Source organism: Paenibacillus sp. UNC499MF, assembly GCF_900107975.1.
Lineage (GTDB): Bacteria > Bacillota > Bacilli > Paenibacillales > NBRC-103111 > Paenibacillus_F.
This window is the reverse complement of sequence record NZ_FNVF01000003.1, coordinates 520,407-541,533: the sequence shown is the minus strand read 5'-3', so window position 1 is coordinate 541,533 and position 21,127 is coordinate 520,407. Positions and strand designations below refer to the sequence as shown.

Annotated in this window: 19 protein-coding genes; 15 read left to right on the top strand and 4 right to left on the bottom strand. The window is 56.8% G+C overall.

Annotated features, from left to right (window positions below; translation table 11 throughout):
* Window positions 1-633, bottom strand: coding sequence for a YhbD family protein (locus C4S74_RS10615; protein ID WP_103995290.1), 633 nt, complete (start codon window positions 631-633; stop codon window positions 1-3).
* 295 nt (window positions 634-928) lie between these two features.
* On the opposite strand from C4S74_RS10615, the gene C4S74_RS10610 reads away from it, so the two are divergent.
* Genes C4S74_RS10610 through C4S74_RS10595 form a run of 4 tightly spaced genes read left to right on the top strand, consistent with a single transcriptional unit; the run spans window position 929 to window position 4,886 of the window.
* Window positions 929-1,978, top strand: coding sequence for a sulfonate ABC transporter substrate-binding protein (locus tag C4S74_RS10610; protein WP_103995289.1), 1,050 nt, complete (start codon window positions 929-931; stop codon window positions 1,976-1,978).
* A 31-nt stretch (window positions 1,979-2,009) separates the two neighbouring features.
* Complete coding sequence (locus C4S74_RS10605; protein WP_103995288.1) at window positions 2,010-2,819, top strand: ABC transporter permease subunit; 810 nt, start codon at window positions 2,010-2,012, stop codon at window positions 2,817-2,819.
* A gap of 25 nt (window positions 2,820-2,844) precedes the next feature.
* Window positions 2,845-3,687, top strand: coding sequence for an ATP-binding cassette domain-containing protein (locus tag C4S74_RS10600; RefSeq protein WP_219819050.1), 843 nt, complete (start codon window positions 2,845-2,847; stop codon window positions 3,685-3,687).
* Window positions 3,684-4,886: an acyl-CoA dehydrogenase family protein gene (locus C4S74_RS10595; protein ID WP_103995287.1), complete on the top strand. Its 1,203-nt coding sequence runs from the start codon at window positions 3,684-3,686 to the stop codon at window positions 4,884-4,886. The genes C4S74_RS10600 and C4S74_RS10595 overlap by 4 nt, the downstream gene beginning before the upstream one ends.
* A 250-nt stretch (window positions 4,887-5,136) precedes the next feature.
* On the opposite strand, the gene C4S74_RS10590 is transcribed toward C4S74_RS10595, so the two are convergent.
* The 3 genes from C4S74_RS10590 to C4S74_RS10580 all read right to left on the bottom strand — a co-directional run bounded on the left by C4S74_RS10590 (window position 5,137) and on the right by C4S74_RS10580 (window position 10,402).
* Window positions 5,137-7,044 (bottom strand): ABC transporter ATP-binding protein, encoded by a 1,908-nt coding sequence (locus C4S74_RS10590; protein WP_103995286.1) that lies wholly within the window; start codon window positions 7,042-7,044, stop codon window positions 5,137-5,139.
* Window positions 7,037-8,782, bottom strand: coding sequence for an ABC transporter ATP-binding protein (locus tag C4S74_RS10585; RefSeq protein WP_103995285.1), 1,746 nt, complete (start codon window positions 8,780-8,782; stop codon window positions 7,037-7,039). The genes C4S74_RS10590 and C4S74_RS10585 overlap by 8 nt, the downstream gene beginning before the upstream one ends.
* A 402-nt stretch (window positions 8,783-9,184) precedes the next feature.
* Entirely contained in the window at window positions 9,185-10,402 is a 1,218-nt protein-coding gene (locus C4S74_RS10580) for a S8 family peptidase (RefSeq protein WP_103995284.1), read from the bottom strand.
* A 216-nt stretch (window positions 10,403-10,618) separates the two neighbouring features.
* Here C4S74_RS10580 and C4S74_RS10575 point away from each other — a divergent pair, with 216 nt between their 5' ends.
* The 11 genes from C4S74_RS10575 (at window position 10,619) to C4S74_RS10525 (ending at window position 21,124) form a co-directional block, all read left to right on the top strand.
* Window positions 10,619-11,866, top strand: coding sequence for an MFS transporter (locus tag C4S74_RS10575; protein ID WP_258042448.1), 1,248 nt, complete (start codon window positions 10,619-10,621; stop codon window positions 11,864-11,866).
* Between the two features lie 196 nt (window positions 11,867-12,062).
* Window positions 12,063-12,320, top strand: a complete 258-nt coding sequence (locus tag C4S74_RS10570; RefSeq protein ID WP_103995283.1) for an HPr family phosphocarrier protein — start codon at window positions 12,063-12,065, stop codon at window positions 12,318-12,320.
* An 8-nt stretch (window positions 12,321-12,328) separates the two neighbouring features.
* The gene (gene ptsP / locus C4S74_RS10565; protein ID WP_103995282.1) at window positions 12,329-14,083 is read left to right on the top strand and encodes a phosphoenolpyruvate--protein phosphotransferase; all 1,755 of its coding nucleotides are present in this window, start codon (window positions 12,329-12,331) and stop codon (window positions 14,081-14,083) included.
* A 194-nt stretch (window positions 14,084-14,277) separates the two neighbouring features.
* Entirely contained in the window at window positions 14,278-16,206 is a 1,929-nt protein-coding gene (locus tag C4S74_RS10560; protein WP_103995281.1) for a transcription antiterminator, read from the top strand.
* 2 nt (window positions 16,207-16,208) lie between these two features.
* Window positions 16,209-17,348, top strand: coding sequence for an amidohydrolase/deacetylase family metallohydrolase (locus C4S74_RS10555; protein WP_103995280.1), 1,140 nt, complete (start codon window positions 16,209-16,211; stop codon window positions 17,346-17,348).
* Window positions 17,332-17,697, top strand: a complete 366-nt coding sequence (locus C4S74_RS10550) for a PRD domain-containing protein (protein ID WP_103995279.1) — start codon at window positions 17,332-17,334, stop codon at window positions 17,695-17,697. Before C4S74_RS10555 ends, C4S74_RS10550 begins: the two co-directional genes overlap by 17 nt.
* A gap of 13 nt (window positions 17,698-17,710) precedes the next feature.
* Window positions 17,711-18,076 (top strand): glycine-rich SFCGS family protein, encoded by a 366-nt coding sequence (locus tag C4S74_RS10545; protein WP_103995278.1) that lies wholly within the window; start codon window positions 17,711-17,713, stop codon window positions 18,074-18,076.
* Between the two features lie 3 nt (window positions 18,077-18,079).
* On the top strand, window positions 18,080-18,418 hold the full coding sequence (locus tag C4S74_RS10540; RefSeq protein WP_042228729.1) for a DUF4312 family protein: 339 nt from the start codon (window positions 18,080-18,082) through the stop codon (window positions 18,416-18,418).
* Window positions 18,419-18,507: 89 nt separating this feature from the next.
* A complete protein-coding gene (locus tag C4S74_RS10535; protein WP_103995277.1) occupies window positions 18,508-19,293 on the top strand; it encodes a DUF4311 domain-containing protein in 786 nt (261 codons plus the stop codon).
* Between the two features lies 1 nt (window position 19,294).
* Window positions 19,295-19,945, top strand: a complete 651-nt coding sequence (locus C4S74_RS10530) for a DUF4310 family protein (RefSeq protein WP_103995276.1) — start codon at window positions 19,295-19,297, stop codon at window positions 19,943-19,945.
* A gap of 78 nt (window positions 19,946-20,023) precedes the next feature.
* A complete protein-coding gene (locus C4S74_RS10525; protein WP_103995275.1) occupies window positions 20,024-21,124 on the top strand; it encodes a DgaE family pyridoxal phosphate-dependent ammonia lyase in 1,101 nt (366 codons plus the stop codon).
* Window positions 21,125-21,127: the final 3 nt, after the last annotated feature.

Below are 21,127 nucleotides of genomic sequence, written 5' to 3'. Positions count from 1 at the left end.
TCAGGCCTCCCGCCAAATTTTTGTTTTTAACTCTTCAACGGATGCGGAAAGCTGGAGTCGCACCGCCACTTTCACACCCTTTTCCAGATAAATCTCCCCGGCGCCCTGCTTCAGAAGGCAGGTGGATACCCCCATTTTGCGGATAAAAAGTAGTTCCCCGTCGCTGCCGCTCATGTTGGGATACTCGTCCATCATAAGCTGGATGAGGCCGCTTCCTTCCTCCAGGCCGATTTCCCCGGTTTCAAGCAGCGTATGAAACATATAAACGGCAAAAATGCGCTCGAACGGCCAAACCTCGGCGTCTCCACAGAACCGGACGAAATAATCCATCGCTACCTTCGAAACAATGTTATGAAGAATAAGCTCTTCTTTTGTCATGCTCAGGTCGGATGGATGGGGAGAGAAGCGATCGGCCAGCTCATCCAACGACAGATCGTCTTTCTGATGCAAAATGTTGTCGATGCGGATGAGAATTTCCTTCTTGGGAAAAAACGTTTCCTGACCCGTAAAGGTTGATTTTCGGATAAACCATGCTTCGGGTATAAGATTTTTGCGTTTCCAGCGATAAAGCTGTCCGTAGGATATGCCGGTCAATTCAAGCAGATCTTTTTTCGAAATCAATTCCTTCGTCATCTTAACACCTCTTGAAAAAGATTGTAACATAACACTGTTACGCTGTAAATCATCCCTTAGATTGGAGAATTCCTTTCTAAATCACGTTATAAAAAAGACATTGACACTTCAAAAAAACGTGTGCTAAGCTACTTGAAAATCCGATAACTTACTAATCCAATCGGAATTATCAAAAAAACTAAACGACGGTCTACCGTTCGCACGGAGACGCGCTTTTTTCCTTTCAGGGAAAAGTGCGTCTTCTTTTTTTTGAAAAGTGGAAGCGGGAGAACAACAGAAAAGGGGAGAGACGAAAATGACAAAGAAAACCGGGAGGCTGACGCGTTCCGCACGTACCAAGGCATGGCTGGCGGTCCTAATGCTGGCGGCCGCGGCCATGCTGTCCGCATGCGCTTCAGGCGGGGGCAAAGAAACCGGAGCGGCAGCGCCGAAAGAGGCGAAATCCGCCGTATCGGGGGATGCCAAGGTACTGCGAATCGGGTATCAGAAAGGAAATACGCTTAATATTTTGAAAGAGCACGGCAATCTGGAGAAACGGCTGAAAGAAGAGAATATCACCGTGGAATGGAAAGTTTTCGCCGGCGGTAATTTTCTGCTGGAAGCGTTAACGTCGGGAAGCATCGATTTCGGGCATGCCGCGGACGGTTCAGGCGTATTCGCGCAGGCCGGAGGCAAACCGTTTGTGTACGTGGGCTGTGATCTTCCCAACCCGGAAGGTATGGGAATCGTGGTGCAGGCGGGTTCTCCGGTGAAAACGGCCGCGGACTTGAAGGGCAAGAAGATCGCCGTGGCGAAAGGCGGGAATCATCATTATCTCGCTGTTCTGGCCATAGAAAAAGCCGGTCTCAAACTGGACGATGTCAAATTCGTGTTCGTCAAAGACGCATCCGAAGGGAGAGCCTTGTTTGAAACGAAGCAGGTGGACGCGCTAGGCTCCTGGGACCCTTTTTTCGCTTCGGTCGAGAACGATCTGTCGCCGGTTACGCTGACCGACGGAACGGGATTTTCGCCGAACCGGACTTTTTATTACGCCAATGAGACGTTCGCGAAAGGCAATGCCGGCCTGATTAAAACCATTCTGGAAGAAATCGACGTTTCCGACAAATGGGCCAACACGAACAAGCCGGAAGTCGTCAAGCAGTTGACGGAAGCGCTCGGCATTGACCGGAAGGCGATCGAACGGGCGGTAAACCGCCGGACGTACGGCGTGGAAAACCTGACTCCGGAAATCATCGGGCCGCAGCAAAAGCTGGCCGACACGTTTCACCGGATCGGACTCATCGGCGATAAAATCGATGTCGCTCCGCTGATGCCGGTCCAAGAGGCGTGGGCGATCAGGAAATGAGCGCATATTTTAATGGGAGGGAGATGACGAGATGCCGGTAAGCGTACGCGTGCGGCAAGCGGATACGAGGCGAAGGGATACGTGGGCTGCTGTACTGCTGCCCTGGCTGCTCCCGGTTCTTCTCCTGGCGGGCTGGCATATGGCCGCCGTCTACGGGCCCGTTTCCCAGCGGCTGTTCCCGCCTCCTCTTGAGGTGGCGAAATCGGGATGGAAGCTGCTCGCCTCCGGTCAGCTGACGTACCATCTGGGTATCAGTCTCAGCCGGGCGGCAGCGGGTTTTGTCATCGGCGGAGGCATCGGGCTGCTGCTGGGGGCCGCCAACGGACTGTTTCTCACGTCCTACCGGATTTTCGATACGTCGATCCAGATGATCCGGAATATTCCGCATCTTGCGCTGGTGCCTCTTGTGATATTATGGATGGGAATCGACGAAGGAGCGAAGGTGTTTCTGGTGTCTCTCGGCGTGCTTTTCCCGGTCTACGTAAATACGTTTCACGGCATACGGTCGGTCGACCGGGGGTATTTGGAAATGGGCCGCGTCTACGGGCTTACCTCCTGGCAGCTTTTCCGCCATGTTATTTTGCCGGGCGCGCTTCCTTCCGTTTTTGTCGGAATCCGTTACGGACTCGGAATTATGTGGCTGACGCTGATCGTAGCCGAAACGATCGCCACGGATAAAGGAATCGGGTATTTGGCTTTAAATGCCCGCGAATTCATGCAGGCGGATATCATTATTTTAAGTATTCTGCTGTATGCGCTGCTGGGCAAACTGGCGGATGTGATCGCCAAATGGCTGGAGCATTCCGTGCTCAAGTGGAATGTAGCCTACCGGAAAGCCTAGAACAATGTAAACGGGGGTGCCGCAAGTGAGCGGTTGGAGTCAGTTGGCGGAGGAGGCTTTATATACGGAAGCCCTCGCAGGTGATAAGCGAAGAACGGATTCGGGCGATACTGCCGGACAAAGCGGGGAAGGCTTGTTTGGGGCGTCTGTCAGGCTGCAGGGAGTTCATAAATCGTTCGGAGGCAAAAAAGTGCTGGACGAACTGGATCTGACGATCTCCCCGGGCCAGTTTATTGCCGTCGCGGGCAGGAGCGGAAGCGGAAAAAGCACGCTGCTGAGACTGCTGGCGGGGCTTGAGAAGCCTTCCGGGGGCCGGATCGAGATCGACGGCAGGTCCGTGTCCGGCATCGGCCGCGATACCACGGTCATGTTCCAGGAAGCCCGGCTGCTCCCTTGGAAAACCGTGCTGGACAACATCGGCATCGGTTTATCCGGGAACTGGCGCCCGCGTGCCCTGCACGTACTCGGGCAGGTGGGCCTGACGGACCGCGCCGGAGAGTGGCCGGGTGTCCTGTCCGGAGGCCAGAAGCAGCGGGTCTCCCTGGCGAGGGCGCTTGTCCGTCAGCCGAAGCTTCTGCTGCTGGATGAGCCGCTGAGCGCCCTGGATGCGCTGACCCGGCTGGAGATGCAGCAGCTGATCGGCACGCTCTGGCAGCGGCACGGCTTCACGACCGTGCTCGTCACGCACGACGTCAGCGAAGCGGTCCGCCTGGCGGACCGGATTCTTCTTATCGAAGACGGAAGAATCGCGCTTGACGCCGACAACCCGGCTCCGCGGCCGAGGGATCAGGCGGACCCGGGGTTCGCACATCTGGAGAAGCGGGTACTGGAGCGGATCATGCAGACGGGAGGAGGGAAGAGCGAATGAATCCGTCTCCATTCAGTTTCGCACGGACGGCGGAAGAGCAGGCGCGTCTCGATGAGATCGGGCGGCTGGCCGACAATTTACGTGAAGAAGCGGCAAGAGTTGATGAGGAGAACGGCTTCTCCTACGGGGCTATCGACGCGTTAAAAGAAGCCGGCTATCCTTCGTTAACCGTTCCTTCCGAGTACGGAGGAGCCGGGGCTTCCCTGTATGAGTTCGTTCTGCTGCAGGAAAGGCTCGCGCAGGGAGATGCGGCGACCGCGCTCGGAATCGGCTGGCATCTGGGCATCGTTCTGGAGCTGGCGAACCAGCCCGCCTGGCACGACAAATACGAGGCGCTGTGCAGAGACATCGCCTCCCGCAGTCTCCTGATTAACCGCGCGGCCACGGAAAAAGGGACGGGGAGCCCTTCGCGCGGAGGCCGTCCGGCTACAACGGCGGAAGAGGTAAAGGGTGGTTACCTCCTCAACGGACGCAAGACGTTTACGACGCTGGCACCCGCCCTTGACCTCGTCATTGTGACGGCATCCGTCGAGCCGGACGGATGTCACGGGGAGTTTGTTTTCCCCGTCGCGACGGAAGGCGTCCGCATCGAGCCGACCTGGGATATGGTCGGCATGCGCGGAACGGCCAGTCACGACCTGGTGCTGGAGGATGTGCTTGTTCCGCCGGAGGCGAGGGTAAAGCACACCCGCAGCGAACCGAGCAGACCCGGGCCGGCGGCTCATCCGTATCTGCTGCACATTCCCGCCTGCTACCTCGGTATCGCTCTTGCGGCAAGGCGGGAAGCGATTTCCTTCGCGGCGGATTACCGGCCGAACTCGCTTCCTCACCCGATTCTGGAGCTGCCCCATATCCGGCAGCTTATCGGGGAAATCGAGCTGGAACTCACCGCGGCGAGGCATTTCCTCTACGCCGTGGCGCAGCGCTGGGAGAGCGCCCCCGCAAATCCGGGGGCATTCGCCGCGGACTTGAGCGCCGTCAAGACGTTCGCCGTGCGGACGGCGCTTACCGTCGTCGACAAATCGATGCGGATCGCGGGCGCGCACAGCTTGGCGATGACTCACCCGCTTCAGCGAATGTATCGGGATGTGCGGTTCGGGCTGCACAATCCCCCGATGGACGACGTCACGCTGAAGCAGCTTGCCGACCGCGCGGAGCGGGAGCTGCTGCCCCCGCCCGCGGAATCGGCGGAGGCGTGAGCGCCTTGGCGCGCATTGTCTGCGCGCTCTCCCCGGTATGCACGGCAGGCTGCTGCATGAGCAGACCCGGCTCCGCGCTCTCATCGCAAGCAAGCCGCCGTTTTTCAAGCATGCGGGTTATCGCCCATGCGTAACAGCACCACGCGTCCGAAGCCTTTAGCGTTGGCAAAAGAAAGACCCGCAGTCTCACGTTCGGTTACGAACGCGGACTGCGGGTCTTTTTAGGCAGGCAGGCAAGCGGGGCGGACGCTCAGGAACCGATCGCCTGCATGCCCTGCGAGTGGCGGTACAGCTCCTCGTAGGTGCCTTTCTTGGCGAGCAGCTGCCGGTGGCTGCCTTCCTCCACGATTTCGCCGTGTTTCATGACGATGATCCGGTCGGCGTGCATGATCGTGGACAGCCGGTGGGCGATGATCAGGGACGTCCTGCCTTCGGAAACGACGGCGAGCGCCTTTTGCACGAGCTGCTCCGTATGGGAGTCCAGGTTGGCCGTAGCTTCGTCGAGTATAAGTATTCTCGGTTTGAATACGAGAATACGCGCGAACGACAGAAGCTGTCTCTCGCCGGCCGAAAGGCCGCTGCCGCGCTCCGAAAGCTTCGTGTCATACCCGTCCTTGAGCCGGGTAATGAGCGGATGGGCGCCGACCGCCCTGCAGGCGGCGGTCACCTCTTCGCGGCTGATTTCCTGCCGGAACAGCCGCACGTTGTCGAGGATCGTACCGGAATACAGGTACGGCTCCTGCTGGACAAGCCCTATCATACGGTGAAGCGTATCCTGTGGAATACGCCGGATATCGGTTCCGTCGATCATAACGCTGCCGGCGTTCACGTCGTAGAAGCGGGTAAGCAGGGAGATCAGCGAGCTTTTGCCGGCGCCCGTCGTTCCGACGATTCCGATCATTTCCCCCGGCTTGATGTGCAGATCCAGATCCCGAAGAACCCTGCTTCCCTCCACATAAGAAAAATCCACGTGATTGTAGTCGATTTTTCCGGCTGTTTTTTTCCAGTCGATTTCGGCTTTTTCTTCGTCGGCAGGTTCTTTTACATCGGGTTCCGTGGATAAAATGTTCCACAGCCGTTCCATCGACACGGAGGTCGATTGCAGGGTGTTCCACTGCTGGGTAATCTGGTTGATCGGCTGAAAAAACTGGCGGATGTATGTAATAAAGGCGTAGAGCACGCCGAATTCGATACTGCCCCCGAGAAAAGCGAGTCCGCCGAGCCAGACGAGAAGAGCGACGGATATGTTGCCGAAAATATCGAACGACCGGTTGAACAGCACGTTCGTGCGGATTTCTTTCAAGTTGGCTTTCAAGTACTGCCCGTTGCGGCCGCTGAACCGCTCGAACTGCTCATCCTGCTGGTTGTATGTCTGAATCAGGCTCATTCCGGCGAGATTTTCAGCCAGATAAGCGATGAGGCGGGACAGCTGCGCCCGCGTCTCCTGATAAGCTTTTCTCAGCATGGAGCGGAAAAGGACGGCGATCAGCGCGATGACCGGCAGAAGAAGCAGGCTGTACAAGGCGAGTGTGGCATCCAGCTGAAACATGAAAAAAATGATAAGCACCAAGGTCATCCCGTCCCGTACGAGACTGAGGAACACCTGGGTGAAAAACTGGCTGATCGTCTCGGTATCGCTCGATTCGAGCGTAACCAGGCTGCCGATCGGATACCGGTCGAAGAAAGACATCGACAGCTTGGAGATATGAGCGAACAAATTTTTGCGGATACTGGCAACGATGCTTTGCCCGGCATACTGGAGCAGGTTGTTCTGGACATAGGTAAAAGCAAAGTTGACGACGGACAGCCCCAGGTAGAACAGCCCGATGACCACAAGCGGCCGCATGGCTCCGCTCCCGCCGAAAAGGTGGTCGTCGATGGCGATCTTGACCAGATACGGCTGCAGCAGCTCGGCGACGATGGCGATCAGCGAGCAGAAGAAGATGCCGATGAACGTCAGCTTGTGCGGCTTGGCATACGTCAGCGTCGCTTTAAATGCGGCGAGTCTTCCGGGACGCGGATTCTCTTTCGGATCGGAGGTTCCGCGATTCTTGACGGTTTCCGCCGTTTGTCCGGGCCCCTCAGAATTCGGTCCGGCTGGACCCGTGGAAGCCGGCTCCCTTGGAGCGTTACTGTCCGGTGATTTCGGTTCAGGCATGCCGGGTTCCCTCCTCCTGAATCTGATACAGGGAAGCATACAGGCCCGGACGGGCGAGCAGCTCCTTATGCGTGCCCCGCTGGACGATCCGCCCTTCGTCGAGGACGACGATTTCGTCCGCATGCTTGACCGCACTAATCCGGTGGGCGATGATCAGCGTTGTTTTATCGCGGTGGGCGGCGCGGATCTGGCGGACGATGTTCGTTTCCGTCACGGCGTCCACGGCGCTTACGCTGTCATCGAGAATAAGGATGGGCGCCTGCTTCATGAAACCGCGTGCCAGGCTCGCTCTCTGGCGCTGCCCGCCGGACAAGGTGATGCCGCGTTCGCCGAGCTTCGTTTCGAAGCCGCGCGGCAGCTCCGTAATGCTGCTGTAAATCTGCGCCTCGCGGGCGGCCTGCTGCATTTCATCGTCCGCCGCATCCCGCCTGGAGAAGGCGATGTTGTCCCGGATCGTCGTGCTGAACAGGAAGCCGTCCTGCGGGACATAGGCGATCTGCGAGCGCAGGCTGTCGAGCGTAACCCGGCGGATATCGTGGCCTCCGATATAGATCGTGCCCGCGGGCGGATCGTAAATGCGCAGGAGCAGCTTGACGAGCGTCGTTTTTCCGCTCCCCGTGCGTCCGATAATTCCGAGTGTCCTGCCCGGCTTCACTTTCAGATCGATGGCTTCCAAAGCTTGGCGGTCCGAACCGGAGTAGCAGAAGGAAAGTCCGCGGATTTCCAGTTCCCCCGCACCGTTTTCCAGCTGCGCCGCTTTTGCTTCCTCCCGGATATCGGGTTTTACGGCCAGCAGATGATTGAGCCGTTCCAGCGACGCGCGCGAACGCTGCATCATATTGATCACGTTGCCGATCTGCTGCAGAGGCGTCATCATCATCCGGAGGTAGAAGGTAAGGGACACGAAGCTGCCGAGCGTAATTTGACCGTGCAGCGTCATGTAACCGCCTGCCAGAAGGGCGATAATCATCGAGAAGGAGCCCATCAGGGGAAGCAGGGACTGGAAAAGCGAAGACATCCGGACGAGCCGGAGCTGCTTTTCCCGGATCGCGTCAACGTTCCGGCCGAACCGCTCGTAGGCGATTTCTTCCGCCGCGAACGTTTTGGTCACACGGATGCCGCCGAACTGTTCTTCGGCCGATTCGGTCATCGTGGCCAGCGATTCCTGCACTTCAAGAGACCGGGAGCGGATACGCGGCCCCAGGAACACGACGATGAACGGAATAAGTGCCATAGGTGCAAGACTCAAAGCTATCAAGCCAAATGGAATGGAACTGAAAGACATCATGACAAAAGCGGAGAGAATAAAGAAGATGGCGTTGGTGGTCTGGTTGACTCCGTTCGAGATGGACTCTCTTACGGCCGTCACGTCGTTCATGACGTAACTGAGGAGCTTGCCGACACCGTGCCTGGAGAAATAATGCTCGCTGAGCGTGGAGAAATGACGGAACAGCTTCTGCCTCGTCGCGTATTCGAACCGGCGTCCGAGCCTGGCGTTCGTATACTGGCCGATGCCGAAAAGCACTCCGTAAGCCACACCGATTCCGAGAAGCTGCATGCTGTAGCTTGCGATCGTGTGGGATGTGGCGACTTTCAGCTGCAGATCGTCCGTAAATTCTCCCAGTACCCGGGGGAAGAACGATTGCACAACGTTAGACAGGATAATAAAAGCGACCCCGACCGAATACAGCCCCAGGTTCGCTTTCACATAGTTCGTAAGCAGCCTTTGACTGCCCATGCCACCACCTCCTCAGGGATAAACTCATTTCTTTATTGTAAAGGGCAATGGAAACGGTGGGCAAGGCAGATAGAGCCTCATATAAGGGGAAAAGAAGCCGTACGGGGGACATGACGGGCTGAAAGCGGTTTATTTCCAAGAAAATCAAAAGATTTGGAGAAGCTCTCCAATCGAATGGCCCGTGGCCTGCCGAATTAGAACGGAAGCTGTTAAAAAAAAGCTCCCGGTAAGGGAGCTTTAATTGGAACAGGCATGTTAAGCCGAGGAGAGAGGGGCCTGTGCGCCGACCGGATGAAGAATGACCGGATGAGGAGCGATTCGCCAATACGCCTGTTCAAATAAGGAATCTGGCAGAAACTAACGACCGTCTGGTAATCGGGGTTTCGAAAGAAGCAGCTTATCTTAAGACCGTACCGCGCGGTCGGCGTTAACCCGGCCGTACACCCAGTACGTGCCTGTTCCGGCGATCGGATCGGCGTTAAACAGAATCGCGTCGCGGATCTGCGCATTCGTGCGTCCCTGTCCCGCAAGGAGAGCGGCCAGACCCGACACGTGGGGAGCGGACATGGACGTCCCGCTGAGGTAGGCATAGCTTGAGCCGGGGAATGTCGAGAGGATCGTCGTCCCGGGCGCGGCGACCTGCACCCAGCTTCCGCGGTTGGAGAAGGAGGAAATGTTGTCGGCCGAATCCGTGGAAGCTACCGAAATGACGGTTGAGTAAGCGGCCGGATAGTTGGGCGTCATGCTTCCGTCGTTCCCGGCGGACGCCACTATGACAGAGCCCTTGCCCCAGGCGTAGTCGAGCGCGTATTGGAGAGTAGTCGAGCTGTAAGGAGAGCCGAGGCTAAGATTGATGACCTGAGCGCCGAAGAAAGAAGCATAAATGATCGCGTTGGAAATGTTGCTGACCGTTCCGTTGCCGGCGTTGTCAAGGACCCGGATCGGCTGGATGGAAGCGAGCGGGGCGACGCCGGCGATGCCGATCCCGTTGTTCGTAACGGCTGCGGCAATGCCCGCCACATGGGTGCCGTGTCCGTTGCCGTCGCTCGGGTTCGAATCGTTGTCCACATAATCGTACCCGGCAACCAGATGCGCGGCCAGGTCCGGATGAGTCAGCTCGACCCCCGTATCCAGGACGGCGATGACGATGGAGCTGCCGCTCTGCGCAACATCCCAAGCCGAAGGCGCCGAAATCTTCTGCGGACCGTACTGATAGAGGCTGAAATAAGGATCGTTGGGGATCGCAAACGCTTCCGTATCCGGAGAGGACGGGCCTTTCCCCTGTTTTTTGCCGGCGGCGGGAGGGAAATCGAACGCCTGATAAATATAATTCAGTTCCGCATACTCCACAACGTCATGTTTTTCATACTTTTTAATCGTTTTGAGCAGAGGCTGCTTTGTGAACAGAACCTGGTGACCGAGCGTGCTGCATTGCTCCAGCACCTTGCATTTGTACTTCTTATGAAGCTTCGAGATAAGCTCTTCCGGTGTTTCCGGCTTGAACTTTACGATCAGCTGGAACGGCCGATGGGGTTCTTTCGGCTGTTTTTTTATACGGAAAATCAGATAAACGAAGGCTGCCGCGGCAATAAAAGCGAGTGTGGCGATCCAAGTCGTCATGGCTCATTCCTCCCGGTTTCGTTTAGAAATCTCTCTATGCTATGAACCGGAAGATAGGGAGGATTGGGGGGTTGTCCCTTTATAAAAAAATAATCGCGGATATTAACAAATTTAATCATGGACGCGTATACAACTTATGCTTATAATGCGAACAGGGCTTGAGAATCGGAAAACTTTCCCGATCGATTGGATGCTTGAGCCGGAAGGGTGAATCCGTTGTCGACGAACATGCGAAAAATGCTCATCATGAATTTTGTTTCGTCCATCATTTTTATTTACATCGGGATTTTCGTGAATCTGTACATCTGGCAGGCCAACACCAGCATTTTTGAAATATCCTGGTTCAACATGGTGATGTTTATCGGCTGGGGATTTTCGTTCGTTCTCGGGGCGAAACTGCTTTATCACAGCACGATCCGCCTGCTGCTTGCCTTGTCCGCCTTCGGGGGAGCGGCCGCGTTTATTATGCTGACGTTCCTGACGCTGGAGAACCGGATTGTGTGGATCGCCCTTATCGGATTTCCGGTCGGTCTCATGTGGGGGTTTTATACGGTCGCCCAAAATTTGAGCGTCTCTTTTTCAGGTAAAGGAACTGAAATCGCTTCCTTTTTCGCGGCCAACAACCTCATCGCGTCGATATTGTCTATGGTTATCCCCATTATTTCAGCCCAATTTATCGGCTGGTTCGGGTATGAGAGTTCGTTTGTTCTGATGTTTGTCTTCCTGATCGTCATGCTGGTTTTCTCGGCCACGATGCCTCGTATAGCCCTGCCTAGAACGGAAACGCCCCCCATGGGCTTCTGGCAGCAGCTTCAATGGAAGCGGGTTTTCGGAGGCCGCCATTCCGTCTGGCTGATCCTTTCGATTTTGGCGGGAGGCGTATTCCTGCAGTTTCAAAACCTGTTTACGCTCGTTTTCACATTCACGGTCACCCAGGATAAGCTGCTTATCGCGCTGCTGAATTTGCTGTATACGGGGTCGGCTTTTCTCGGGCTTGTTCTGTACCGGAAGTTCAAATGGAACGATAATTTCTGTCTCTGGCTCGGCGTTATTCTGCTTTCGGCCGGATTTGTGATTGCGATGTTTCCCCTTAAACCGCTGCTGATCCTTTCGAATGTGCTTACGGCGTTCGGCATGTTTTTCTTTGCGATGATCTGGAACGCCCAGCAGTTTCAATGTATTGAAGACTATACTCCGGGCAGAAAAGCGGCCTTTCTCATCTGGCGGGAAACGATGCTGGTCGGAATGCGGATCGTGCTGCTGATGTTCATTATGTCTTTGGATAAACTGGAGGGCTGGCTGTATATTTCCATTATCGGAATCACGCTCGTCAGTCTTATTTCCATTCCGGTCGTACAGGCGAAAGCAGTCAGGCTGATGGCCGACGTCCGTAAAAAAAGAGAAGAAACGGAGCCTTCCGCGGGGGAAGGGCATCTGCCTCAACCGCCTAATTTTCCGGCGTAATTCCCTGCATGGCGGCAACTGAAGAACCGGGTTTGGGACTATTTTCCCAGACCCGGTTTCTTTTTGCACCGTGGATGGTGCAAAAGGTTTGATCTTTTCAGTTGGAAGCGGTTGCGTTATCTTGGGCTTACAGGAACCTTTCCTTTACAAAAAGTTTAAGCAGAAACCAGCTTCAAATCGGAAGGAGATACCACAGATGGAGAAAGAGTTTTCCGTACAGAATCCGTTAGGTATTCACTCGCGTCCCGCAGGGGCACTTATGAAAAAAGCAAAAGCGTTTACATGTGATATTACGATTACCAAGGGAGACAAAAGCGTTAATGCGAAAAGCATCGTCGGTCTGCTTTCCCTGGAAATGCGTTACGGGGATAAAGTAACGGTTAAAGCTTCCGGCGAACAGGAAGAAGAAGCGGTAAACGAGCTGGGAACCATGCTCGAGTCCGTACTTGAATAGGTGACCGGATGATAGTGGAGAGAGAAACGGAAAGCGTGAAGGGCATCGCGGCCGCACCCGGCTACGCGATGGGGAAGGCACATTTGTGGCAGCCTCAGGCAGAGAAAGCGCAGCGCAGAACGCTGGCTGAAGAAGAAACCGCGGCTGAAGCTGCAAGGCTGGAAGAGAAGACAAGGGAAGCTCTCGACGAGCTTCAGTGCCTCAAAGAAGAAACCGCTCTCAAACTGGGTGAGGCTCACGCCGAAATTTTCGAAACGCACATGCTGCTGCTCGAAGACGACGACTTCGTGGGGGCGGCGGCCGACGCCATCCGCACGGAGCGGCTGAACGCCGAAGCCGCCGTAGAGGACGCGGCGAAGGCGCTCGTGGAGCTGTTCGAGAACATGAGCGACCCGTACATGCGCGAGCGCGCCTCGGACATCCGCGACGTGGCGGGCCGCCTGCAGCGCCTGCTGCGCGGGGAATCCGCAGGCGACATCGGCGGGGACGGCGAAGCGGTCGTCCTCTTCGCCCATGACCTGACGCCCTCGGATACGGTGCGGCTCGACCGCAGCCGCATCGCCGGCTTCGTTACGGCGGTGGGCGGGCGGACCTCGCATTCGGCGATCATGGCCCGCTCCCTGGAAATTCCGGCGGTCGTCGGCATGGGCGCGGGAGCGGCACGGGTGCAGCCCGGCGACTACGTGATCGTGGACGGGGGCGAAGGCACCGTCCACATCAATCCCGATGCCGGGCTTCTGGAGCTGTACCGGGGCAAACAGGCCCGGTACGAAGAGCGCCGCTCCCGGCTGGGCGCCTATATCGGCCGCCCGACGGAAACCGCGGACGGGCATCATGTCGAGCTTGCCGCTAATATCGGCAGCCCGCAGGACGCCCAGGCCGCCAGAGACGGCGGGGCAGAGGGCATCGGGCTGTACCGGACGGAGTTCCTGTACATGGGGCGCGATTCGATGCCAACAGAGGAAGAGCAGTTTCTGGCCTACAAGATCGTGGCCGAAATGTTCGCCGGCCGGCCGGTCGTCATCCGGACGCTGGACATCGGCGGCGATAAGGAACTGCCTTATCTGAGCCTGCCGAAGGAAGCGAACCCGTTCCTGGGCTATCGCGCCATCCGCCTCTGCCTGGACCGGAAAGATCTGTTCCGCACGCAGCTGCGCGCGATACTCCGTGCGAGCGCTTACGGCAATGTGAAGATCATGTACCCCATGATCTCCAACATTGAGGAGCTCCGCCAGGCGAATGCGGTCCTGGCCGAAGCGAAAGCGGAGCTGGATGCCGAAGGCGTCAGCTACGCAGCCGGCGTCGAGGTGGGCATCATGATCGAGGTGCCGGCGGCGGGTATGGCGGCCGATCAGCTGGCGCGCGAAGCCGACTTCTTCAGCATCGGCACCAATGACCTCGTGCAGTACATGATGGCGGCGGACCGGATGAACGAAACGGTCGCGCATTTGAGCGAACCGTTCAATCCGGGGGTGCTCCGGCTGATCCGCCACGTCATCACGGCGGCGCATGCGAAAGGCCGCTGGGTAGGCATGTGCGGCGAAATGGCCGGCAGCGTAATCGCCATCCCGCTGCTGCTGGGCATGGGGCTGGATGAGTTCAGCATGGGAAGCGGCTCCGTCGCTCAGGCGCGGGCGCTGATGCACAAGCTGGACCGGAGCGAGCTGAGCCGTCTGGCGGACGAAGCGCTGGAACTGGACACGGCCGAGGAAATCCGCCGTCATATCTTAAGCCGGGTCCCGGCCGTTGCGGAGTGGCTGTAAACTTTTGCGCGGGCCGGCCCGATATACCGGTAAGTCTATAAATACCTTCAAGAGAAAAAACGCGCGCATGGAAATGAAATCCGCGGTAACCGAGATGACGGACCGTTAGGGAAAAGACTCGTTTTTCTTCCGTACCGGCGGGCGGGTAGTGGTACAATAGACGTTAACAGGATGAATATGCAGGAGGGGATATCATGACGCTCACAACGCGATCTCGTGCACTGCTCAAAAAAATCGTCTATTCCCACAGTCCGCTCCGCATCAAGGAATGTGCGGAAGAGTTTCAAGTCAGCGAACGGACCGTCAAATACGATCTGGAAACGATCCGGCTCTGGCTTCAGCAGGAACAGATCGAACTGCTCTCGAAGCCGAGCCGGGGAATCTGGATCGACTGCACCGATACGGAGCGCATTCATTTGCTGGAGAAACTGGATGCGGTCGGCGAGCACGTCTTTCTGAACCAGCAGGGGCGGATGAGGCATATGCTGATCGATCTTCTGCTCCTGGACGGCTACCTCACTATCGGCGAACTCGTCGCCAAGCACGACGTAAGCCGGAACACCGTTCAGGCGGATCTGGCTTTGGCCGATCAGCTGCTTGCGGGCTCGGACCTGACTCTCAGCCGGACCCGCCACGGAATCCGGGTAAGCGGTTCCGAAATGAGAAGGCGCGCCGTCCTGGAGCATGTGATTCAGGACCTGCTGGACGGGAACGACATGTTCCAGATCGTGCAGGGGGTCGTGCAGGAACGCCGGCCGCACCTTCACTTCAGCAAGCTGCTGGAATGGTTTCTGCAGCCGGTGCGCGATCTCGACCGCGTGTTCGAGGAAGTCGGCTCGCTGGTCCGCGAAATCCGGGAGAAGACTCAGCTGCTGCTGACGGACAACGCGATCATCGGAGTGTTCATCCGGCTCTGCATCGTCATTCAAAGACAATACACGGCGGAGGCGGAGGAACAAGCCGCCTCCGATCCGGGCGAACGCGCCGTCGCCTTCGATCAGCGGACGCTGGCGGGCTACCATCTGAGCATCTCGGATTTGTTCCGGCAGAAGCTAACGGGACTGTTTGCGGAACTGGAGCTTCCTCTATCCGAGGAAAATATCCGCTATATCAGCCTGCCGGCGATCGGCCTGATTCCCCCGCTGCTCAAGGAGCGGGATGAAGAAGGGGCGCAGCTGCCCGACGCGTTTGCCGTGACGAAGAAGCTTATTGACAGAGTCAGCGAGTCGGTTCATGTCCGGTTCCGCAAAGATCCGGATCTCATTCAGCATCTTCATGCGCATATTGCGGACAAATTGAACAAATACAGCTACGGAGTCGCGGAACCGAATCCGCTGCTTCAAGAAATACTGCGATCTTACCGGAGCATGTTCGAAACCGTAAGCTCCGCCTGCAGAGAAGTATTTTCTCCTTACGGCATTCTGCTGTCGGCTTCGGACATCGCTTATATCGTCCTTCATTTCCAGGCCGCTTTCGAACGAAGGCAGGAAGTACAGCGGTACCGGGCGCTGGTCGTATGTGGAACCGGCCGGGGGACATCCAAGCTTTTGAAGACGGTCATTGAGAATGAAATCAAGACACTCCAGGTCGCGGCCTTCTGTTCCGTAATGGAGTTTGACAAGCAGGCCGGCGGCGATTTCGATCTGGTCATCAGCATATTCCCGATTGAAGCGTCCGTACCTGTCGTGGTCGTCAATCCGATTCCGGACAAGAACGATTTTAAATCGATCCGGCTGAGACTTGAAAACCTGGAGAAGCAAGAAGACGCGGGAAGTAACTCGGAGGTCCGGTCATCGAGCCTCCAGAGGCCCGAACTTTCCTATCTGGAACAAAAGTTCCAGGATATAATCTGGAGAGGCTTTGAACTGAGCCGGGCGATCCGGACGCGTTTTACCCCGTATCTGAATGAGGAAAGACTCGAAGGCTTGACGCTTCATCTGCTTTTCATGATGAACCGCATCGCGTTCGATACGGCTTATATCCAGACGGGGGCCGCACCTGCAGCCGAAGGGGCGGAAGGCGAACTGGCGGAGGAATTAAAAATGCTGCTTTCCGAACATCGCATCCATGCGACGGAAGGCGAAGTAATGGCCATTTTACGGTACTTTGAGAGGAGTGCGTAACCATGAAAGCAGATTTGTTGATCCACGGAGGAACAGTAATCGATCCATCCACAGGAATATCCGGTGCCTTTGACGTTGCGGTAAGCGGAGGAAAAATCGCGGGCGTGTTCGAAGCGGGCACGGTCGCCGTAGAAGCCGGAAAGACGCTCGATGCTTCGGGAAGTTACGTGTCGCCTGGCTTCATCGATATGCATACCCACATTTATGAAGGCGTACCGGCCATGGGCGTAGCCCCGGACCGCGTCGGGATCGACCAGGGGGTAACGACCGTTGTCGACGCCGGCAGCTCGGGAGCCGCCAATTTCGACGATTTCGTCCGCAGAAGCATCGAACCGAGCAAAAGCCGGGTTTATGCCTGGCTGAACATCTCGGCCCCCGGTCTCGTCGAAGGCCGCTCGGAGCTGGCCGATCTGGCAAAGCTCGATCCGAAGGAAGTCCTTGCGGTCATTGAGCGCAACCGGGACCGGATTATCGGCATCAAAGCCCGCATGAGCGGATCGGTCGTCAAAACGAGCGGCATCCGTCCCCTGGAGATTGCCAAGGATACGGCCAGAGAAGCGGGCATTCCGGTGATGGTTCATATCGGCAACGCTCCTCCTCAATTGGGAGACGTGCTGGATCTCTTGGAAGCCGGGGATGTCGTCACGCATGCCTTCCACGGCAAAGCGGGCGGCATCCTGAGTGCGGACGGAGGTCTGATTCCGCAGGCGGTGCGCGCGCTGGAGCGCGGCGTCCTGTTCGATGTCGGACACGGCAGCTCCAGCTTCAGCTTCGATACGATGATTAAAGCGAAGGAGCTGGGCATTGATCCGTACTCCATTTCCACGGACTTGTATCTGGAAAATCTGGAGCGCGGACCGGTTTACAGCCTCGCCCTGACAATGACGAAGCTCCTGGCGATGGGCTATTCCCTGGAGCAGGTAGTAGCCTGGTCCACCGTGGCCCCGGCCAAAGCCATGCAGCGTGAAAACGAAATCGGTACCCTCCGCGAAGGCGCCGAAGCGGATATCACCGTATTCCGGCTTGTGCAGGAGGCAGTTTCCCTTACGGATTCGGAAGGCAAAACGGTTCAATACGACCAGCAGCTGCTGCCGCAATATACTTTAAGAGCTGGAGCGATACACCATGTACAACATAAATGAAGTCGTGGAAGAAATCCCGCAGAAAACGGAAGCTTCTCCCGACAAGCTCGAAGCGGTAGAAGACCTGTTAACGAAACTTCGCCCGATGTCGCTAGAGATCGGGCTTAGTATACCGCATACGAAAGCCGTCATTATCGGCATTCATCTTCTCGCTTTCCTGAGAAGAGTCGATCAGGACGAATATTTGCCGGAAATCGAGCCGGAGATGTTCGAGGAGATCAGTGCGGAGTCTATCGATCTCAGTAAGCGCTTGCTCGCCGGCTACAACATGCCGCCGCAAAGAAAACTGGATGATGCCGAAATATTTTTCCTGGCAGTTCATTTCGAAGCGGCGAAAACTAATCTTTGAGGAGTGGAAGTTTATGGAAAACAAAGTGAAAGTAGTTATCGGTGACCGTCTGGGTAAAGGCCAAAACGTGGCAAAAGGCGTAGAGGCCGCCGGCGGAGTCGCTATCGTTATTCCGGGCGTCGGAGCCGACATGAAGCTTGGCGACGTAATGAACAAGGAAAACGCCGATTTCGGCATCTCCTTCTGCGGAAGCGGCGGAGCGGGTGCGGTTACGGCGAATACCAAATATAAATATCCGATGGAATTCGGCATGCGTTCCATTGATGCGGGCGTTACGGCGATCCGCGAAGGCAAAAAAGTTCTTGGGTTCGGTTTCATGGATGTCGAAGAACTCGGCCGCCGTTTAACCGAAGAATTTATCAAGAAAAACGGGAGGTAAACCATGTTTCAGGAAAAGCCGTTAACACTCGTCGTAAGCGGGATGTCGGAAACCAAGCAGGGAGCTTTTCAACAGGCTCTGACCCGCATGAAAAGCCAAATTTCGAAGGAGACGTCAGATGTTCTTCTGCAAATCGAGCCTCAGGATGTGGAAGTCGTTTCGGCCCATTTGACGCAATACCGTGAGAAGTTTCTCGGATTCTTATTTCCGCGGACGAGAACTCGCTACGAGGTGACTCTGCGAATAACGGTCAAACTGAAATATGTGAACCTTTCGGAAGTGGAATTTACTGAAAATAAAGAGAACCTGAGCAAGTATCAGCGTCTGCTTCATATGCGCTGAACTGCCGGGGCAGCTGTTTTGTGTGAAGATTTGTGTGAGGATAGAGAGATCTGGAGACCACCTGTATACTGAAGTTTTGGGGGATACACATGAACACATTGATGATTGTATTTGAGTCCATCATTATCGGACTCCTGGTCGGTTTCGGGGTCGGAGCCGGCGCGGCGCGGATGTTCCACGCACCGAACGTGCAGGGAATGGGCGCGTTCCGCACCTTCGGCGAGCTGAACGCCTGCGAAGGCGACGCCGTCGCTCACTTCTCGTTCGGCCTCGGCTTCCTGTTCAACGCCTGGGCATCCGTTGTGGGCGCAGGCGCCCTGACCCAGGACGTCGACCACCGGATCATTCCGCACTGGTCGGCCGCTGCGCTGCTTTCCCGCAACAAAAAGCTGGAGGAAACACTTCACGACCCGCGTAAAATGGCTTGGACCGGCGCAATTATCGGTGCCGTGGTGGTCGCGCTTCTGAACTCGACCGCGGCGGCGATTCCGGCTTCGCTGCAATCCGTCGCGACGAAGGTACTTGTCCCGGCGGCAAACTGGCTGATCAATCCGATCATGCCGATCGTATTCTGGACCGCCGCCATGGATGCGGGCAAACGGACGGGGGTATGGGCGACCATGCTCGGCGGTTTCTCCCACCTCGTCATGGGCAACGCCGTGCCGGGTATCGTGCTCGGTATTCTCATCGGCAAGGGCGTGGACGACAGCGGCTGGAACCGGATCACCAAGACCATGCTCGTAGCCGTTATCCTGCTGTTCATTTTCAGCGGATTCTTCCGCGCGTTTGACGTGGCGCTTCTTAAGAGCATGAACTTAACGACACCGCAGTGGCTGATCGACCTGCATGCATTCTTCGGATCGGTGGTGAAATAACATGGAAAATAACTTGCAAAAAGGCTTCTGGTTCTCGGAATGGGCATTTGTTTTGTTCGTAGCTTGTCTTTCTTCTGGGATTTTTGCCGGAACTCACTTATACTATGTATATCATGTAGGCGCTTTTAACGATATCGCGATCGTCGCCATGCTGGAAGCCGGTCTGAAGGGCGGCAGCTACGGAGCCGCAGCGGCATTCGGCGCAAGCTTCCTGTTCGCCCGTATTCTCGAAGCCCCTCTGGTCGGTATCCTCGACATCGGCGGCTCTCTTCAAACCGGAATCGGTATCGGTGTGCCGGCTCTTATGCTCGGCGCCGGTATGACGGCACCGCTCACGAACTTCCCGCTGGCTCTTCTGACAGGCGCCGTACTCGGCGTAGCCGTCGGAGCAGTCATCATCCTGATTCGTAAGTTTACGATCAACGCCTCGAATTCGACGTTCGGAGCGGATGTCATGATGGGTGCGGGGAACGCCTCCGGGCGCTATCTGGGCCCCCTGATTGTCATCTCCGCCGTTATGGCTTCCATTCCGGTCGGGATCGGCGCAACTATCGGCGCAGCTATTTTCTACTATTATAAAAAGCCGATCGCCGGCGGCGCGATTATCGGAGCCATGATCCTCGGCGCGATCTTCCCGATCGTAACGAAATAAGCGAGATTGGCGAAAGTCAGCCCTGCACGACAAGATGTTCATACCATGGATTCAAATCAAGGATAGAGGAGAGAGACCATGAGTATTTTTGAGCGTTACGGTTGTAAGCAAGTCATCAATGCAAGCGGTAAAATGACCGCCCTCGGAGCCAGCGCCGTTCACAAAGATGTGGCGGCGGCGGTAGCCGAGGCGGCAATGGACTACGTGGACATCAGCGAGCTGATGGTGCAGGCCGGCAAGGTCATCGCCGAAGTAACGGGCGCCGAAGACGGCTGTCCGACTACGGGTGCGGCCGGAGGCATCGCGATTTCAGTCGCGGCCGTTATCGCCGGCACGAGCCTGTCGCTGATCGAGCGTATCCCGCTCACCGACGGCCTCCGCAACGAGATTATCATCCAGAAAGGCCACTCCGTCCATTTCGGAGCGTCCATTCCGCAGATGATCGCTATCGGCGGCGGCAAAGTCGTCGAGGTGGGCCAGGCCAACCACGTGGAGAAAGACCACATCGCGGAAGCGGTCACGGACAAAACCGCCGCCCTGCTGTATGTGAAGTCTCACCACGCGGTGCAGAAGGGCATGCAGTCCATCGAAACGATGGCGGCGATCGCCAAGGACAAAGGCATCCCGCTTATCGTGGACGCGGCCGCCGAAGAAGATTTCCGCAAGTACGTCGCGATGGGCGTGGAGATCGTCGTGTACAGCGGCGGCAAAGCCCTGGAAGGCCCGACCTCCGGCTTCATCTGCGGACGCGCTGACCTGATGGTCGCCTGCCGGGCGCAGTACAAAGGCGTCGGCCGCCCGATGAAGATCGGCAAGGAGGGCATCATCGGCCTCCTGACGGCGCTTCGCCGTTACGACAACCGCCCGGACGAGTCCCAGCAGCAGCGTGAGCGCATGGAATGGCTCATCGGGGAGCTGAAAGACGTTCCGGGCGTGAAGGGCGCCATCACTCAGGATGAAGCGGGACGCGCCATTTACCGCGCGCAGCTCACCATCGACGCGAAAGCCGCGGGCAAAACCGCCTACGAGCTCATCCAAGAGCTCGAATCGGGCAGCCCGGCCGTGTACACGCGCAATCATTATTCCAACCTCGGAATCATCAGCGTGGACCCTCGTCCGCTGCTGGAAGGCCAGGAGCGCGTGATCGCGCAGAGAATCAAAGAAATTCTGCAAGCCTAGTTT

What these genes read in the sequence shown, in the direction of transcription:
- C4S74_RS10610 (WP_103995289.1), top strand. Translation starts at nt 929, where the DNA reads ATGACAAAGAAAACCGGGAGGCTGACGCGTTCCGCACGTACCAAGGCA.
- ptsP (WP_103995282.1), top strand. Translation starts at nt 12,329, where the DNA reads ATGATAGTGGAGAGAGAAACGGAAAGCGTGAAGGGCATCGCGGCCGCA.
- C4S74_RS10525 (WP_103995275.1), top strand. Translation starts at nt 20,024, where the DNA reads ATGAGTATTTTTGAGCGTTACGGTTGTAAGCAAGTCATCAATGCAAGC.
- C4S74_RS10540 (WP_042228729.1), top strand. Translation starts at nt 18,080, where the DNA reads ATGTTTCAGGAAAAGCCGTTAACACTCGTCGTAAGCGGGATGTCGGAA.
- C4S74_RS10615 (WP_103995290.1), bottom strand. Translation starts at nt 633, where the DNA reads ATGACGAAGGAATTGATTTCGAAAAAAGATCTGCTTGAATTGACCGGC.
- C4S74_RS10580 (WP_103995284.1), bottom strand. Translation starts at nt 10,402, where the DNA reads ATGACGACTTGGATCGCCACACTCGCTTTTATTGCCGCGGCAGCCTTC.
- C4S74_RS10545 (WP_103995278.1), top strand. Translation starts at nt 17,711, where the DNA reads ATGGAAAACAAAGTGAAAGTAGTTATCGGTGACCGTCTGGGTAAAGGC.
- C4S74_RS10550 (WP_103995279.1), top strand. Translation starts at nt 17,332, where the DNA reads ATGTACAACATAAATGAAGTCGTGGAAGAAATCCCGCAGAAAACGGAA.
- C4S74_RS10530 (WP_103995276.1), top strand. Translation starts at nt 19,295, where the DNA reads ATGGAAAATAACTTGCAAAAAGGCTTCTGGTTCTCGGAATGGGCATTT.
- C4S74_RS10535 (WP_103995277.1), top strand. Translation starts at nt 18,508, where the DNA reads ATGAACACATTGATGATTGTATTTGAGTCCATCATTATCGGACTCCTG.
- C4S74_RS10555 (WP_103995280.1), top strand. Translation starts at nt 16,209, where the DNA reads ATGAAAGCAGATTTGTTGATCCACGGAGGAACAGTAATCGATCCATCC.
- C4S74_RS10590 (WP_103995286.1), bottom strand. Translation starts at nt 7,044, where the DNA reads ATGCCTGAACCGAAATCACCGGACAGTAACGCTCCAAGGGAGCCGGCT.
- C4S74_RS10585 (WP_103995285.1), bottom strand. Translation starts at nt 8,782, where the DNA reads ATGGGCAGTCAAAGGCTGCTTACGAACTATGTGAAAGCGAACCTGGGG.
- C4S74_RS10560 (WP_103995281.1), top strand. Translation starts at nt 14,278, where the DNA reads ATGACGCTCACAACGCGATCTCGTGCACTGCTCAAAAAAATCGTCTAT.
- C4S74_RS10605 (WP_103995288.1), top strand. Translation starts at nt 2,010, where the DNA reads ATGCCGGTAAGCGTACGCGTGCGGCAAGCGGATACGAGGCGAAGGGAT.
- C4S74_RS10570 (WP_103995283.1), top strand. Translation starts at nt 12,063, where the DNA reads ATGGAGAAAGAGTTTTCCGTACAGAATCCGTTAGGTATTCACTCGCGT.
- C4S74_RS10595 (WP_103995287.1), top strand. Translation starts at nt 3,684, where the DNA reads ATGAATCCGTCTCCATTCAGTTTCGCACGGACGGCGGAAGAGCAGGCG.